We start from the raw sequence: 13,352 nt of genomic DNA on the forward strand, positions 1-13,352 counted from the left end.
GTGAGCTMGTCGAGGAACAGCGTGCCGCCGCGGGCACGCTCGAAGAAGCCGTGATGCTGGCGGTYGGCGCCGGTGAAGCTGCCGCGCTCGTGGCCGAAGATCTCGCTCTCGATCAGGTTCGGCGACAACGCGCCGCAATTGACCGCGAGGAAGGGCAGTTCCCGGCGCCGGCTCAGGTCGTGCACGGCGCGGGCCACCAACTCCTTGCCAGTGCCGCTCTCGCCATGGACGAAGACGGTCACGGCGGTGGCCACCACCCGCCTTCCCTCCGTCGACGCTCTGCTGGTCGGCTTCGGCTGGACCGGCGCGATCATGGGGCAGGAGCTCACCGATGCCGGGCTCAATGTTCTCGCCCTCGAACGCGGGACCTGGCGCGACACGCCGACCGACTTCGCCACCACTTTCGCGCAGGACGAACTTCGCTACTACTGGCGCCACGCATTGTTCGAGCCGCTCGCGCACGAGACGCTGACGATCCGCAACAAGCCCTCGCAGGCAGCGCTGCCGATGCGCCGGCTCGGCTCGTTCCTGCCGGGCACCAACGTCGGCGGGTCGGGCGTGCACTGGAACGGCCAGGTCTGGCGCTTCCTGCCGAGCGACTTCGTCGCGAAAAGCCACAACTTCGAGCGCTATGGAGCGAAACAGTTCGTCGAGGGGATGACAGTCCAGGACTGGGGCATCACGTATGACGAGCTCGAGCCGCACTACGACCGCTTCGAGTACCTGTGCGGTATCGCCGGGAAGGCGGGCAACCTGAAAGGAGCGATCGTCGAGGGCGGTAATCCCTTCGAGGGGCCGCGGCAGCGCGAGTACCCCACGTCTCCAATGCGGATGAGCTACCCGCCCACGCTGTTCGCGCAGGCCGCGCGCGATCTGGGCTACAAGCCCTTCCCGCAGCCCAGCGCCAACATGTCGCAGGCCTACACGAACCCGCTGGGCGTACAGCTCGCGCCGTGCACCTACTGCGGCTTCTGCGAGAAGTTCGGCTGCGGAAACTACTCGAAGGCAACCGCTCAGACGACCATACTGCCAGTGCTCATGCGCAAGCCCAATTTCACGCTACGCACCGAAGCCGAAGTGACGAGGATCAACCTGGACTCCACCGGCAAGCGCGCGATCAGTGTCACTTTCGTGGATGCGGCCGGTGAGGAATTCGAGCAGCCAGCGGAGCTGATCATTCTTTCCGCGTACATCCTACACAACGTGCGGCTCCTGCTGCTGTCGAAAATCGGTCGTCCGTATGACCCCACGACCGGCGAAGGGGTGATCGGGAAGAACTACGCCTACCAGATCACCTCGTCGGTGCACGTCTTCTATGACGACAAGCTTCTTAATCCTTTCATCGGCGCAGGCGCGCACGGCATGCTGATCGACGAGTTCAACGGCGACAACTTCGACCACGCGGGCCTGGGACTCATTGGCGGCGGCTTCATGGGCCTCGTACAGACCGGCGCGCGGCCGATCGAGAGCCATGCCACGCCCAAAGGCACGCCCACCTGGGGCAGCGGCTGGAAGAAAGCCATCGCACACAGCTACCTTCGCTCGACGACCTTGTCGACGCACGGCGCGGTGATGAGCCACCGCGCCAACTACCTCGATCTGGACCCGACATACCGCGACATCTACGGGCGCCCACTGATGCGCATGACCTTCGACTTCACCGACAACGAACATCGCATGTCCGACTACCTGACGGACCGCGCCGCCGAGCTCGCCAAGGCGATGAAGCCCGCGAGCGTCAAGGTCGATCGTCGCACCGGGAGCTGGGATGTCGAGCCGTACCAGACCACCCACAACACCGGCGGCGCGATCATGGGAGGCGATCCAGCCACCAGCGCCGTGAACAAGTATTCGCAGAGCTGGGATGTGAGCAACCTGTTCGTGCTCGGCGCGAGCGCGTTTCCGCAGAACCCCGGCTATAACCCGACCGGCACGGTCGCCGCGCTGGCCTATTTCGCGGCGGAGGCGATCCGTACGCGTTACCTGAAGTCTCCGGGACCGCTGGCATGACCCGCGCGACAGGCTCGACCGGAACGCGGCGTCTGGGGGCGTTGGCCGCACTCGGGCTCGCGGCGGTCACGTCGCTGCTCGCGCCAGACGCGTCCGGACAGCCCAGTGGCGCCGGCAATTCGCCGCCGGGCCCATCGGCTGCAGCTGCCAATGCGCAGCAGATCGAGCGCGGCCGCTACCTCGCCGCGGCCGGCGATTGCGTGGCCTGCCACACCTTGCCGCGCACCGCTCCTTTCAGCGGCGGACGGCCGGTCGAAACGCCCTTCGGGGTGGTGCTGTCCGCCAACCTGACACCCGATCCGGAAACCGGTATCGGCCGCTACGACAATGAAACCTTTTATCGCGCGCTGCACGAGGGAATCGATCGCAACGGCCATCACCTCTACCCGGCCTTCCCGTACCCCTACTACGCTCGTGTGACGCGGGAGGACAGCGACGCACTGCTGGCCTATCTGCGCTCGCTGCCGCCGGTGATCCACGCGATCGACCGTAACCAGCTGCACTTCCCATTCAACTTCAGGCCGATGGTCGCCGTGTGGAACCTGCTCTACCTGGACAAGCACGGCTACCAGCAGGACAAGGCGCAGTCTGCCGAATGGAACCGTGGCGCCTATCTGGTCGAAGGCCTTGGACATTGCCAGGCGTGCCATACGCCGCGCAACCGTCTTGGGGGCCCTGAAAAGGACGAGGCCTTTCGCGGCGGTCGCTTCGCCGACTGGTTCGCGCCCGACATCACGCCCAACCGGCGCACCGGCATTGGCGCGTGGGGGCGAGAGGCCGTCATCGAGTTCCTGCGCACGGGCCGCAACGTGCACAGCGGCGCCGCGGGCGAGATGGCCGAGGTGGTGTCGTTCTCGACCTCGCGCATGACGGATGCCGACATCGGCGCCGTGGCGACCTATCTCGCGAGCCTGCGACCGTCTCCCCCGGCCACCATCACGAAGCCGTCGAGCGGCCAGATGGCGCAGGGCGAGGCACTCTGGCGGGACAACTGCGCCGCCTGTCATCGCGAAGATGCAAAGGGTGTCCCGCGCGCGCTGCCGCCCATCTTGGCAAGCGCCAACCTGCAGCAACGCGACCCGACCACGGTTCTGCATTACATCCTCGCAGGCGCACAGCACCGGCCCACCGACGCCGCACCCACTGGATTCGCGATGCCCGCCTTTGGGTGGAAGCTCGACGATTCGGAAATCGCGGCCGTGGCATCCTACGCGCGCAACCAGTGGGGCAACCAGGCGTCCCCCGTCACTGCCGACCAGGTCGCCAAGCTGCGCAGCCGGCTGGCCAACGCCGCCAACGCCTCAACGCGCTGGCCGCCCGAAGTCACTCCGGCGCACGATCTGGCGCATCCGGGCGCGGCCACATGGTCGACGGCTGGGACGGACAGCCGCGACAACGGCACGCCCCGCGCGGGGAGGCCGGCGCAATGAGGCTGCGCGTGCGTGAGCGATTGCGCGCGGATCCTGCTCAGAATCGAGATCGTCTGCCAAAATGCTCTCATGCCCTCTTCGGACCCAGCCTCCTCGCCACCGAAACGGCAGGACCTTCGCCCCACGCAGGGCTCGATCAGGGACGGATCTGGTTCGCTGGATCGGAAATCCGAGCCGTCCAGCCGATTCGGAGCGGCGGCCAGCATTGTGGATCGCCTCGATCTGCGACCTCTGCACATGCGACAGCGTCGGCCGTGGTGGAGGCTCTGGTAGCAGCGAGCATTTCACCGCGCCGGTCACTGTACATGTTTGGTGGGTGGCATCAATGGCGCCGCCAGCCGGCATCCCTTCCTTGGCCAAAGTCGTAGCCGCCCTCCGAGGCGTCAAGCTCCTGGTTGATCGACGCATCCTCAGCGCTTGCGATCTAGAGTGGCATCAGTATCACCTCGCTGGATGACTCGGCTTCAACACCAGGGGCGAGGCTCAGCAAGTACTACACCGTCTCTGCTTCATCCGACCAGGTTGTTGCAGCTAGCTCGGGTGGCTCGTATCGGAAATCGATGAGGCGTAGCGCTCTGTAGCATGCCGGCCGAGTCCGCTGGGAATTTCAATGCCGGCGGCCTTCCGGTAGTCCTCGATCTTGGCTTGAATCTTCGAACATTCGCACTCCTTCCAAGTCAGTTGTACAGCGACCCACCATTTTCCCCAGTTGAACCGAAACCCAACGCCGGAAACGCCTCGAACTCCCGAGTTTTCCTCAAACCCGGGTCCGTCGATCTTAGAGCGCGCGAACCCGGATGGACGAGGTCTGTCCGGATGAGACAGGTGAATGATCGCCTCCAGGAAACCAAGCCGTGTGGAGGGGCGCGCATTCGTACGGCCGGCAGATGCGTGGCATGAAAGTTCGGGAAATGCTCGGCGCGCAGGATGATCTGGAACTGGGCGGGCAACACACGATTGGTCGAGCGCGTGGTACCTGGCTCACAAGAGCGGAGCTCGCTTCACGTGGCCTCGAGCACGGTGCGCTTGTTGATTGTGTGGTCGGCGTGGTCGTTGCGGAGGATTCGTTGGTGCTGAGGGTGTTGCATGTAGAGAAAAACCACACCTCGGGCAAGATCCGCCGCACGCTGGAAAGCCGATGCGATCACTGCAGGACTATCGGCCGGGACGTCCCTTGGCCAACTCGCCATCGACGCGCGTTGAAAACTGCTCGACCAGACGGGCGCCTGCCACGGGCGCTTCGCCATTCCGCCTCCACCTTGGACGAGTTACCGGATTCAGGCCCTGAGTTTCGGGGACATTCAGGCCCGGTTCAGGGGCGAGTTTCACGATGAGGACTTCCTCACTCGACCTTGAAGCAAAGGTCTTGCCCGCTTCGGCGGGTTTTTTCATCCCACCTCCGAATGACCGACCCGCTCCGCATCCTGAAGAAGGACTTCGAATACAAGGCTCATGACGTCTCGATCACCACCACGCGAACCCGGGGGCTGTGGAGTTGGACCTGCGACATCGACGGAAAACGGTTGAATGTGAGGGGCCATCGAAGGCACTTGATGGAAGCGTCAGCGTTGATAGAAGCCACGTTCCGCGCCAGAAGATGCATCGACAGGTTGCCATAGCGGACTCGCATTGGCAGAGCCTTCGCGCCGGCTGCGCCAGGGCACGCCAGACGCTGAGCCGATGGGAAGCGATGACCCCCAGCGACACCCACGGTTCGCAAGCGACCGACTGCAATCAGGTCAGTTGAGTTGCCAGACGTTGCCCGTCCGGCCACAGGACCAAGGGACAACTGCGCATCTCGCTGCGAGCGACCCCCGCGACCTTTTAGGCGATCGAGCGCAGTGCGCGCCTGCGCCACAGCCCTCGCAGCACCGGAACCACCCAGATCGCCACCGACAACACCGCCAGCGAAGCCGCGATCGGGCGGGAGACGAAGCCCAGGAGGCTGCCGGCGGACTTCATCATCGACGTGATGAAGTTCTCCTCCAGCATGCCCCCAAGCACCACGCCCAGGATGGCGGGTGCGATAGGGAACTCGTTTTCTTCAAGCAGGTAGGCGACAAGACCTGCCGCCAGCATCACGCCGACGTCGAAGAGCGAAATGTTGATGGCAAATGCGCCGACGATGCAGAACACCAGGATGAGCGGCATCAACACGTTGCGCGGTACGCGGAGGATGCGCTTGGACACCTTGATGCACAGAATGCCGAGCGGGATCATGATGAGGTTTGCCAAGATGAACAGCAGCAAAACCCCGTAGATGTTCTGCTGGTTGGTGGTGAACAGGGCCGGGCTCGGGTTAAGGTTCTTCATGTAGAGCACGCCGATCACGGTGGCCGTGATCGAGTCGCCCGGGATACCGAACACCAGGGCTGGGATCCACGCGCCGGCCAGGGCACCGTTGTTCGCCGAACCGCATTCGACGATGCCTTCGACGTGGCCGGTCCTGAACTTTTCGGGCTCCTTCGAAAATTTCGTGCTCATCGCGTAGGACGCCCAGGCCGCAACGTCGGCGCCGGCGCCCGGCAGTGCACCAACCACCGTTCCCAATGCACTGCCGCGCAGGATCTGAAGCGGGTATCTCTCGGCCAGTGCCCACTGGCCGGACAGGACACTGCCGACAGAGAGGATGCGTACGGATTGGTTCCTGCGCCTCGCAAGCCACGCACGGATGCGGGTGTGCTCTTTACAGAAGTCGAATCGCACGAGCCGTCGTGCGCGCAGTACGGCCGCAGACCGCCGTGAAGCGCCCGAAGCTACGCGCCCCGCGCGGGATCTGCCGAAGATTCTGGCGACTCTTTGCCCCGCCCCAACTCTTCGATCATGTTCTCGCCCACCGGATCGTTCCCATCGAGAGGGATGGATTCCTCGAAAGCGAGTTCCGGCTCTTCGTTGGTCGCAGCGGCGCCCGGAGTCCGCATGATGACTTGAGCATTCATTTGCAATCCTCCATGCAGGGCCAATACGATCGCATGCAGTTGATTCGAGCGGGAGGGTGCTAATCTCGATTGCGTGTCGGCAAAATTCTTCTCTATTTTCGGTGCGGCATTGCCGCCGTCAGGTTTGATCCTCAGCCGGCAGCAGAGCGGATTTTCCGTCCCTTTCGAGACCGGGGTTTCGTTCGGGTCGGAACTCAGCAGACTTGCGCGCCTCTAACTCGGAGACAGCCCAATCGGATGTCGAGTCAAGGTAGAGGTAGTCATGCAATCCACAAGCGGTCTTGTCGAGAAGCACATCCGGGAATCAGAGGCGCGTCTTCGACACATCGACGAACTCATGACCCGGTCGAGCCACCGGGGCCACATTTCTTCAAACTCGGTTCAAGACCTCTTGTCTCACACGAGAGAAAGTCGCGAGAAGCTGGCGGCCGAACTCGAAGGCCTGCGACGGGAGAGCGCCATCGGAGTTGACCAAGCCATGGTTCGCCGCAGCGAAAGACTCACGTCGCTCTTGGAGGCGATCGGTAGACAGTTTGAAAAGGCGCTCGCCGGGGTTTTCGATTGCCGTGGACTATAGGCGCTGGAGGCGAATGGCTCCGAACCAAGTAGCCCGCCCCGGCAGTCCCCCCTGATCTGGCTCGTCGCGGTAACCGTCAGGTTGGGATCGTGGATCCTACAAAGGAGACGCACTCTACGCACGACTCGCAGCGTTGGCATCTCAAGAACGACAGACTTCACAGCATTACCGAGCGCTGACGAGCAATTGATTCTGCATTTCCGCGATGTTGTGCTCGTGCGACGAGAGCATCTCGCTCAATTCTTCCTGAAGCAGGCTMTCGGGCAAGCGCGGGATCAGGTGTCGCAGCCGTCTGGCAACCCACTCCTGGCCGCGGTTGAGGAACGCCAGGCGCGCCGCCAAGCCGTCGATCGCCATGGTCTTCCCGAAGAAGGCGCCGGTCCGCGTGCTGGGCGTTTCGTGCCGCGCCTGGATAGCCTTGATCAACATGCCACACCATCTGACTTCGTCGCGCCGGGCAGATTGCAGTGCTTGTCTCAACGCCTCGTCTTTCACATCCTGCGCCAGCACCATCAGCACCCGCGCGCCGGCGCGTTCGGCTTCCAGGAGTTCGTTCAGCGCCTCCCCCACCTCCTGCGGCTCCGCTTGGCCTAGGCACGCCCCGCCCAATTCGCTCGCGTAGCAGACAGGCGACGAGAGCTCGACACCGGGGGCTGGAGCGTCGACTGCCACGTACAGCGCCTCGGCGGCATCCCGGGCGATCTCACGAAGGCGCTCGACGGCCGACGTCACGTTCCGTATCCGTGCGGCGCCTTCCCCCGCGTAGAGCGCCATGGCTTCCAGATCGCCGGTCGTTGATCTCAAGGGAGAGTCCGTGCTGAACAGATAGATCGGGCGCTCCGGTTCGGCGCCAATGGGCACGCGGCCGCTCGAGAAAGGGTCTCCGCGCTCGCCTCGGGTCACGCTGTTCTTCAACACGCGCACCATGGCGCCGCGTGGCCAGTTGATGTGGAACGCGTCCGTCAACACGGTCCCCTCTTCCTTGGCCTCAACGATCGCCCGCTTGTGGAAATCGTGCGCGAACGACTCCTTCGTCGCGAGGAGTGCAGTCCCCAGCAGCGCGCCCTGGGCCCCCAGCGACAGAACGCTCGCCACGTCCTGTCCGTCTGACAGGCCCCCCGCAGCCAGAACCGGAACACCGACCGCCTCCAGGACCCGGGGAAGCAATTCGACTAGCGGCAGGCGGCCCCGTACATGCCCACCGGCCTCAATCCCTTGCGCTACAACGATCTGAGCACCCGCCTGTTGCGCCAGCCTCGCCTCCTCGGCGCAACCCACCTGGCACATGACCAGTATGCCCGCTGACCGTAGGCGCTCAATGGTTGCAAACGACAGATCCCAGAAGAGGCAGACCACCGGCACAGCCAGGTCGATACAGGTGGCCACCTGCCGTTCAAGCAGGTTTGGATCAGTGGCCGCGGGGATGATGCTGACCCCAAACCGGGCAGTCGTCGAGGCGCGGACTTTTTGAACCTCGTCACGGATGAAGGCCGGCGTCTCGCGCACCATGCCCAGGAGGCCGAATCCACCCGCAAGACTCACCGCACTCACGAGTTCCGAACGCGCAACGCCGCCCATTCCCGCGAGCACCAGCGGGTAGCGACACCCGAGGAGGTCACACACAGGTCGATGGAGAGAACCCGACTCCAGCGCCCCTGTGGCGACGAACTCCGCGTCGGCCTTCATCGGCGCACCCTTCAGCGTATGACCAGCACCGGCACCTTCGAGTGCGCCAGGACCTGATCGGTGTCGCTGCCTGTCAACAACTTGGCAAAGCCCGATCGGCCGTGGGACGCCATCACGATGAGGTCGCTGCCGTGTTCGGCTGCTGCAGCGATGATCGCGTCCGCCACTCCGTCAGCCACGCTGACGGCCGTCTTCAGCGTCACGCCGCGTGCCTCGGCGCGCGCAACGGCCACCTGAAGCTTGTCCTTCGCAGCATTCACGGTGCCGGCTTCTGCATTGGCGATCTCCTCGGGGGAGAAAGGTACGACACCATCGAAATAGTTCATGGCGTATCGCGGCACCACGCTGAGCGCGACAAGTTCGGCATGGTTGTCTGCAGCGAGCCCGATCGCCCGCTCCATGGCCTTGTCACAGAAACTGCTGCCGTCCGTGGGAACCAAGATATGCTCAAACATTTCATCTCTCCTTGCGGTACAAATGAGCCCGGAGTGCAGGCGCTCAGAACATGGCCTGTCCTTCTCCATAGAGCGTCCGGCGGTCCTCCACGGCGCAGACGCCCGGAATGTTCTCGGCGGCGATGCGCGCGGCGTCCTTGTCTGCCGCACGTTGCACCACGCCCACGTAGCTGACGATCCCCTTGTTGACGAAGACACTCGACCAGGAATCGGACCACCAGGAGTGGGAATTCAGCTCCGACATCAGACGCTTGAGGATTGCCTCATCATCGACATCCGGATCCGCCGAGCGCGTCGCAAAGCTGTCGCTGGTCGCCAATGCCCGCATCAGGTCCGCCCGCGTCACCAACCCCTGCAATTGCCCGTCCTTCAGCACCGGGATGCGTCGAATGTGGCGTGCCTCGAAAATGACCGCGATCTGTGTGATCGGCGTGTCGACGCCGACGCTCACCACATCGGTGCTCATGACATCTCCGGYATGCGCGCCGTTGGCCCTGACGTACGCAACGGGACCCGGATCCAGGCGGGTGAGCCGTTGCCACCACGTTCGGTATTCTGCCCATCGATCGGTCCCGATCTCGTGCCGATGCAGGAGGTCGCCGTCCCCGATCACGCCGACCACCTTGTCGTCCTCCATCACCAGGACGCCGCTGATGCGGTGCGCCAGCAGGAGCTCGACCACGTCATGCAAGGGCGTGCCCGGATTCACGGTGATGACGGGAGTGGTCATGATGTCGCTAGCCTTCATGGTCGCTTTCCTTCAGGGTGGTGGCGCAGGAAGCGCCCTTCAATCAACACATCTTTCAGCACTTTCCCATGACTGAGGGCGAGTTCCTTGGCGTCGCAGAGCAGCGTGAGGCGCCCACGCCTGCGCAGGTCGTCGAGCACGTGCAGGAGGTCGTCGTGCCCCGCAAGTTCGGCCCGATACCGCAGCGCGAACTCGTCTTTGCGCCTCAAGTCATGTGCATACCAGCTGCGCAGCCCCGCACTCGGAGCGACCTCCCTGAGCCATAGATCGATGATGAGATCTTCCCGCGGCACGCCGCGAGGCCACAGACGATCGACCAGCACACGCATTCCGTCATCGGCGCTGACGCGTTCCCTCGCGCGCTTGAGCGTGACGGTCTGTCGCATGCCCACGTGAATCGGAATCTTTTCGTGAAAGGACGGCCCCGAGAGGCGTGTCAGCAGTGGGGTCAGCATGGTGTGCCCGCCAGAAGACACATAAGGCGGGCCGGCGCCAGCAAGCTGTGGCCGCCGCCCTGATCCTTGAGCACAGTATCGTCAGATAGCCTGGATGGATCATCCAGCCGCCACGGCTGGCAGACCGCAATCCGACGGAGCAATCGGGTCGGAATGTTCCAAACGACCCAGTCTCGACGCTGTGATTCATCCGGAATTTCAAGCACCTCGCTCACTGTCATCTCCTTCGTCCTTCGCGACGCCGAACGGGCCGCCTTAAGATCATCCTGACCCCTTCCTTTCCTCGTGTAAAACGACATTAATTGCCAGTTCGATGCAATACTTTCGCATCAACTCGGGAGATAGCATGGATCTCACCCTGGCACAGACGTTTCTTCGGATCGTTCAGACACGCAGCTTTCTGCGCGCAGCCGAGCAGCTCCACGTCACCCCGACCGCTGTAAGCGCACGAATCCGGATGCTGGAGGAGCTCCTGGGCCGGCCTCTTTTCGTTCGGAACAAGGCGGGTGCTGTTCTGACGGTCGCGGGTGAGCAGTTCCTGCCGCATGCGACCAGCCTCATGCAGGTCTGGGAGCGCGCCCGTCACCAGGTCGCTGTGCCTGCAGGCCGCCGTGCAGTCCTCACGGTGGGCTGCGAGATCAGCCTTTGGGATCCGTTGTTGCTCCAATGGCTGTTGTGGATGCGCTCGGCGGCGCCGCATCTGGCCGTACGCACCGAGGTGGGCTTCCCGGACGATCTGCTCGACAAGACCGCCAGCGGCGTGCTGGACATCGCGATCGTCTATGCGCCGCAGCAGCGACCGAATTTGCGGATCGAGTTGCTGCTCGAGGAAAAGCTGGTCATGGTGACGACATCAAAGCGGCTGCGCGCTCCGCGGCCGGATGACTACGTCTATGTCGACTGGGGTCCGGACTTTGCCACCCAGCACGGATTGGCGTTTCCCGAACTCTCCAATGCGGCTGTGAAAGTCGGCCTCGGTCCGCTGGGTCGCGAGTACCTGCTCAGCGCAGGTGGAACCGGCTATTTTCGGCTCGACGTGGTACGCGATCACCTCGAGAACGGCCGGCTCCGACGGGTTCCAGACATGCCTGAGTTCCTTTATCCCGCCTACGCTGCATATGCAGATTCCGCTGACGCGAAGATTGTCAATCCCGCGCTGGCGGGCCTTCGCAAGGTGGCACGTCCTACGCAAGCCATCGCCAAGCGCAATAGGCGAGCGTCGTGACCTACTTTTTCCATCGTTCGTGTGTCGCCTCGACCAACGCACGAGCAGGCACCTTGTCGATGACAAGGGGGAAATCCACGCGTTGCAATGCCCCGGTGCGCTCCAAATGAGAAACAGGCCGTTCGCGGGCGAAGCTGGGCGACGACGTACAGCGCACGTGAAATCATCGCGAGTGTTACCACACGACTCGACGCTCTTGCAGGAGTCAGTCTGCTGACGGCAGACCCAAAGGCAACAATCCTTAGAGCGGCCGATGGGGCAAATGTCTATGAACAGCTCATTGTGTTGAACGAACGAAGGAACCAGCGAACACACTTGTATCCTGAGTCGGCGTTGTAGCAGGCTCGTGTCCGCTTGAGTTAGGCGGACAGATGGACACTTGCGGAAGCGAATGAATGGGCCAGCGTCGTCGGTGTCGGCACAATGGCACAACTCGGAGTTTTCAGGTTTTCAGATGCGAATGCGCCCCGGAGCGTCGAAGGCGAATAGCTTGAACGCGAACATGCTGGGAAAGTGGGTGATCGGCTCGGAGAGCGTCGCTGGCGCCGATGCCCAGGGTCGGGCTGCCGCTGTGCACTGAGCGGGTGGACATGTGTGCCGGCGCCGTCACCACGCTCGCTGAGGGTCTTCGGCGCGGCGCGGCCACATCGTGCGTGCACCTTCTCACGCCAGCAAGGACAACTCGCGTGCGAGCAACTATGTGATGCATTCAAGTCCATTCCAGGCTTAAGGCTCGAAGCCGATCGACTGCGGATCAAGGTGCTGGACGCACCCGCAAGAGCGCTGTGTCAGAGGTGCGCGGGGCGCTATCGACGGATCACGCCGGTCCGACGCATCGTCGTCAACCTCAGGGTTTGTGCGCACAATAATTTGCGCACAGAAGATGAAATGACTGATAAATTTGCGCCCAACACATCCGATACATGGCCACTACCCCCCCTCCCTCCTCTATTGATGACCTGCGCCGTTTGGTGGAAAACGAACGCGATGCGCGCGGCCGCGACCGCATGGGCGAGCGCACGCTGGCCGTACTCGTCGATATGCTGGCGCGGCCGGGGCCAGCGGCCGTCCAGAGCATTTCCGAACTTGCCGCGCACAATGGAGTCGACCCGTCGACGCTCACGCGCCTGGGCAAGCGGCTCGGCTTCAACGGCTTCGCACCGCTGCAGGATGTGTTCCGTCGGCACGTATCGGCGACGCAGCCCTTCTACAGCAGCCGCGTCAGCGAGTTGGTCGCGCACCAGGGGACTTCGAGCGTCACGAGCGTGCTGCAGCAACTCGCACAGAATGAATGCCAGAAGATTCTGGCCGCAGCCAGCAGCCTCGATGAGAAGAAGGTCGGCGAGGCCGTCACCCAACTGATCAAGGCCAAGCACGTCTACGTCATGGGACTGCGCGGCACTTATAGCGTCAGCCAGTTCTTCGGCACGTTCCTGAGTACGCTGCGCGAATCGGTCACGGTGCTGGGCGGCCCAGGCTTTCCCATTGCTTCGGAGTTGGCGCGCATCAAGAACGAGGATCTGCTGGTCGCGATTTCTTACCGGCCCTATACGCGCACCGTCGTGAAGGCGGTCGAACTGATCAAGGCGGAGGGCACGTCGGTGCTCTCGCTGACGGACGCCGGCTCGGCGATCGAACTGGCGCCGCACGAAGGTACGACCATCGCGGTCGACCAGCCCTACTACTTCGACTCGGCGCTGGCCCAGTTCTTCGCGGCCGAAGCCATCCTGATGGCGGTTGCGCGGCGACTCGGACCGAAAGCCATGCTCACGATCCAGCGGCGCGAGGCCTTCAACAAGGCACTCGACATTGAAATCAGCTAACCCT

12 protein-coding genes and 2 pseudogenes are annotated in these 13,352 nt (G+C 63.3%); 6 read left to right on the forward strand and 8 right to left on the reverse strand.

What is annotated here, in order from left to right; translation table 11 throughout:
* Positions 1 to 260, reverse strand: a pseudogene (locus tag AC1DF3_RS30525) (sigma 54-interacting transcriptional regulator); the annotation flags it as partial.
* Positions 261 to 312: 52 nt separating this feature from the next.
* Here AC1DF3_RS30525 and AC1DF3_RS30530 point away from each other — a divergent pair.
* Positions 313 to 2,010, forward strand: a complete 1,698-nt coding sequence (locus AC1DF3_RS30530; protein ID WP_478141872.1) for a GMC family oxidoreductase — start codon at positions 313 to 315, stop codon at positions 2,008 to 2,010.
* On the forward strand, positions 2,007 to 3,440 hold the full coding sequence (locus AC1DF3_RS30535; protein ID WP_478141873.1) for a c-type cytochrome: 1,434 nt from the start codon (positions 2,007 to 2,009) through the stop codon (positions 3,438 to 3,440). The genes AC1DF3_RS30530 and AC1DF3_RS30535 overlap by 4 nt, the downstream gene beginning before the upstream one ends.
* A 1,155-nt stretch (positions 3,441 to 4,595) precedes the next feature.
* Here AC1DF3_RS30535 and AC1DF3_RS30540 read toward each other — a convergent pair.
* Positions 4,596 to 4,832 (reverse strand): hypothetical protein, encoded by a 237-nt coding sequence (locus tag AC1DF3_RS30540; protein WP_478141874.1) that lies wholly within the window; start codon positions 4,830 to 4,832, stop codon positions 4,596 to 4,598.
* Between the two features lie 11 nt (positions 4,833 to 4,843).
* Here AC1DF3_RS30540 and AC1DF3_RS30545 point away from each other — a divergent pair, with 11 nt between their 5' ends.
* Entirely contained in the window at positions 4,844 to 5,059 is a 216-nt protein-coding gene (locus AC1DF3_RS30545) for a hypothetical protein (protein WP_478141875.1), read from the forward strand.
* A gap of 205 nt (positions 5,060 to 5,264) precedes the next feature.
* On the opposite strand, the pseudogene AC1DF3_RS30550 reads toward AC1DF3_RS30545, so the two are convergent.
* Both AC1DF3_RS30550 and AC1DF3_RS30555 read right to left on the reverse strand, forming a co-directional pair.
* Positions 5,265 to 6,077: pseudogene (locus tag AC1DF3_RS30550) on the reverse strand (tripartite tricarboxylate transporter permease); the annotation flags it as partial.
* Positions 6,078 to 6,196: 119 nt separating this feature from the next.
* Positions 6,197 to 6,379 carry a hypothetical protein gene (locus tag AC1DF3_RS30555; RefSeq protein WP_478141876.1) on the reverse strand — a complete coding sequence of 61 codons (183 nt, stop codon included), beginning with the start codon at positions 6,377 to 6,379 and terminating at the stop codon, positions 6,197 to 6,199.
* A gap of 262 nt (positions 6,380 to 6,641) precedes the next feature.
* Between AC1DF3_RS30555 and AC1DF3_RS30560 the strand changes: the two genes are divergently transcribed.
* On the forward strand, positions 6,642 to 6,956 hold the full coding sequence (locus AC1DF3_RS30560) for a hypothetical protein (RefSeq protein WP_478141877.1): 315 nt from the start codon (positions 6,642 to 6,644) through the stop codon (positions 6,954 to 6,956).
* A gap of 165 nt (positions 6,957 to 7,121) precedes the next feature.
* Here AC1DF3_RS30560 and AC1DF3_RS30565 read toward each other — a convergent pair whose 3' ends face one another.
* From AC1DF3_RS30565 to AC1DF3_RS30580, 4 genes are read right to left on the reverse strand one after another with little or no spacing between them, the layout of a single operon-like run.
* Positions 7,122 to 8,642 carry a nitronate monooxygenase gene (locus AC1DF3_RS30565; protein WP_478141878.1) on the reverse strand — a complete coding sequence of 507 codons (1,521 nt, stop codon included), beginning with the start codon at positions 8,640 to 8,642 and terminating at the stop codon, positions 7,122 to 7,124.
* Positions 8,643 to 8,653: 11 nt separating this feature from the next.
* The gene (locus AC1DF3_RS30570; protein ID WP_478141879.1) at positions 8,654 to 9,097 is read right to left on the reverse strand and encodes a universal stress protein; all 444 of its coding nucleotides are present in this window, start codon (positions 9,095 to 9,097) and stop codon (positions 8,654 to 8,656) included.
* Between the two features lie 43 nt (positions 9,098 to 9,140).
* The gene (locus AC1DF3_RS30575) at positions 9,141 to 9,845 is read right to left on the reverse strand and encodes a CBS domain-containing protein (RefSeq protein ID WP_478141880.1); all 705 of its coding nucleotides are present in this window, start codon (positions 9,843 to 9,845) and stop codon (positions 9,141 to 9,143) included.
* Positions 9,842 to 10,300: a DUF488 domain-containing protein gene (locus AC1DF3_RS30580; protein ID WP_478141881.1), complete on the reverse strand. Its 459-nt coding sequence runs from the start codon at positions 10,298 to 10,300 to the stop codon at positions 9,842 to 9,844. Before AC1DF3_RS30580 ends, AC1DF3_RS30575 begins: the two co-directional genes overlap by 4 nt.
* 346 nt (positions 10,301 to 10,646) lie before the next feature.
* Here AC1DF3_RS30580 and AC1DF3_RS30585 point away from each other — a divergent pair, with 346 nt between their 5' ends.
* Both AC1DF3_RS30585 and AC1DF3_RS30590 read left to right on the forward strand, forming a co-directional pair.
* Positions 10,647 to 11,525 carry a LysR family transcriptional regulator gene (locus tag AC1DF3_RS30585; RefSeq protein ID WP_478141882.1) on the forward strand — a complete coding sequence of 293 codons (879 nt, stop codon included), beginning with the start codon at positions 10,647 to 10,649 and terminating at the stop codon, positions 11,523 to 11,525.
* 923 nt (positions 11,526 to 12,448) lie between these two features.
* Positions 12,449 to 13,348, forward strand: a complete 900-nt coding sequence (locus AC1DF3_RS30590) for a MurR/RpiR family transcriptional regulator (protein WP_478141883.1) — start codon at positions 12,449 to 12,451, stop codon at positions 13,346 to 13,348.
* Positions 13,349 to 13,352 lie beyond the last annotated feature (4 nt).

This window comes from Variovorax sp. 10N432 (assembly GCF_056394465.1).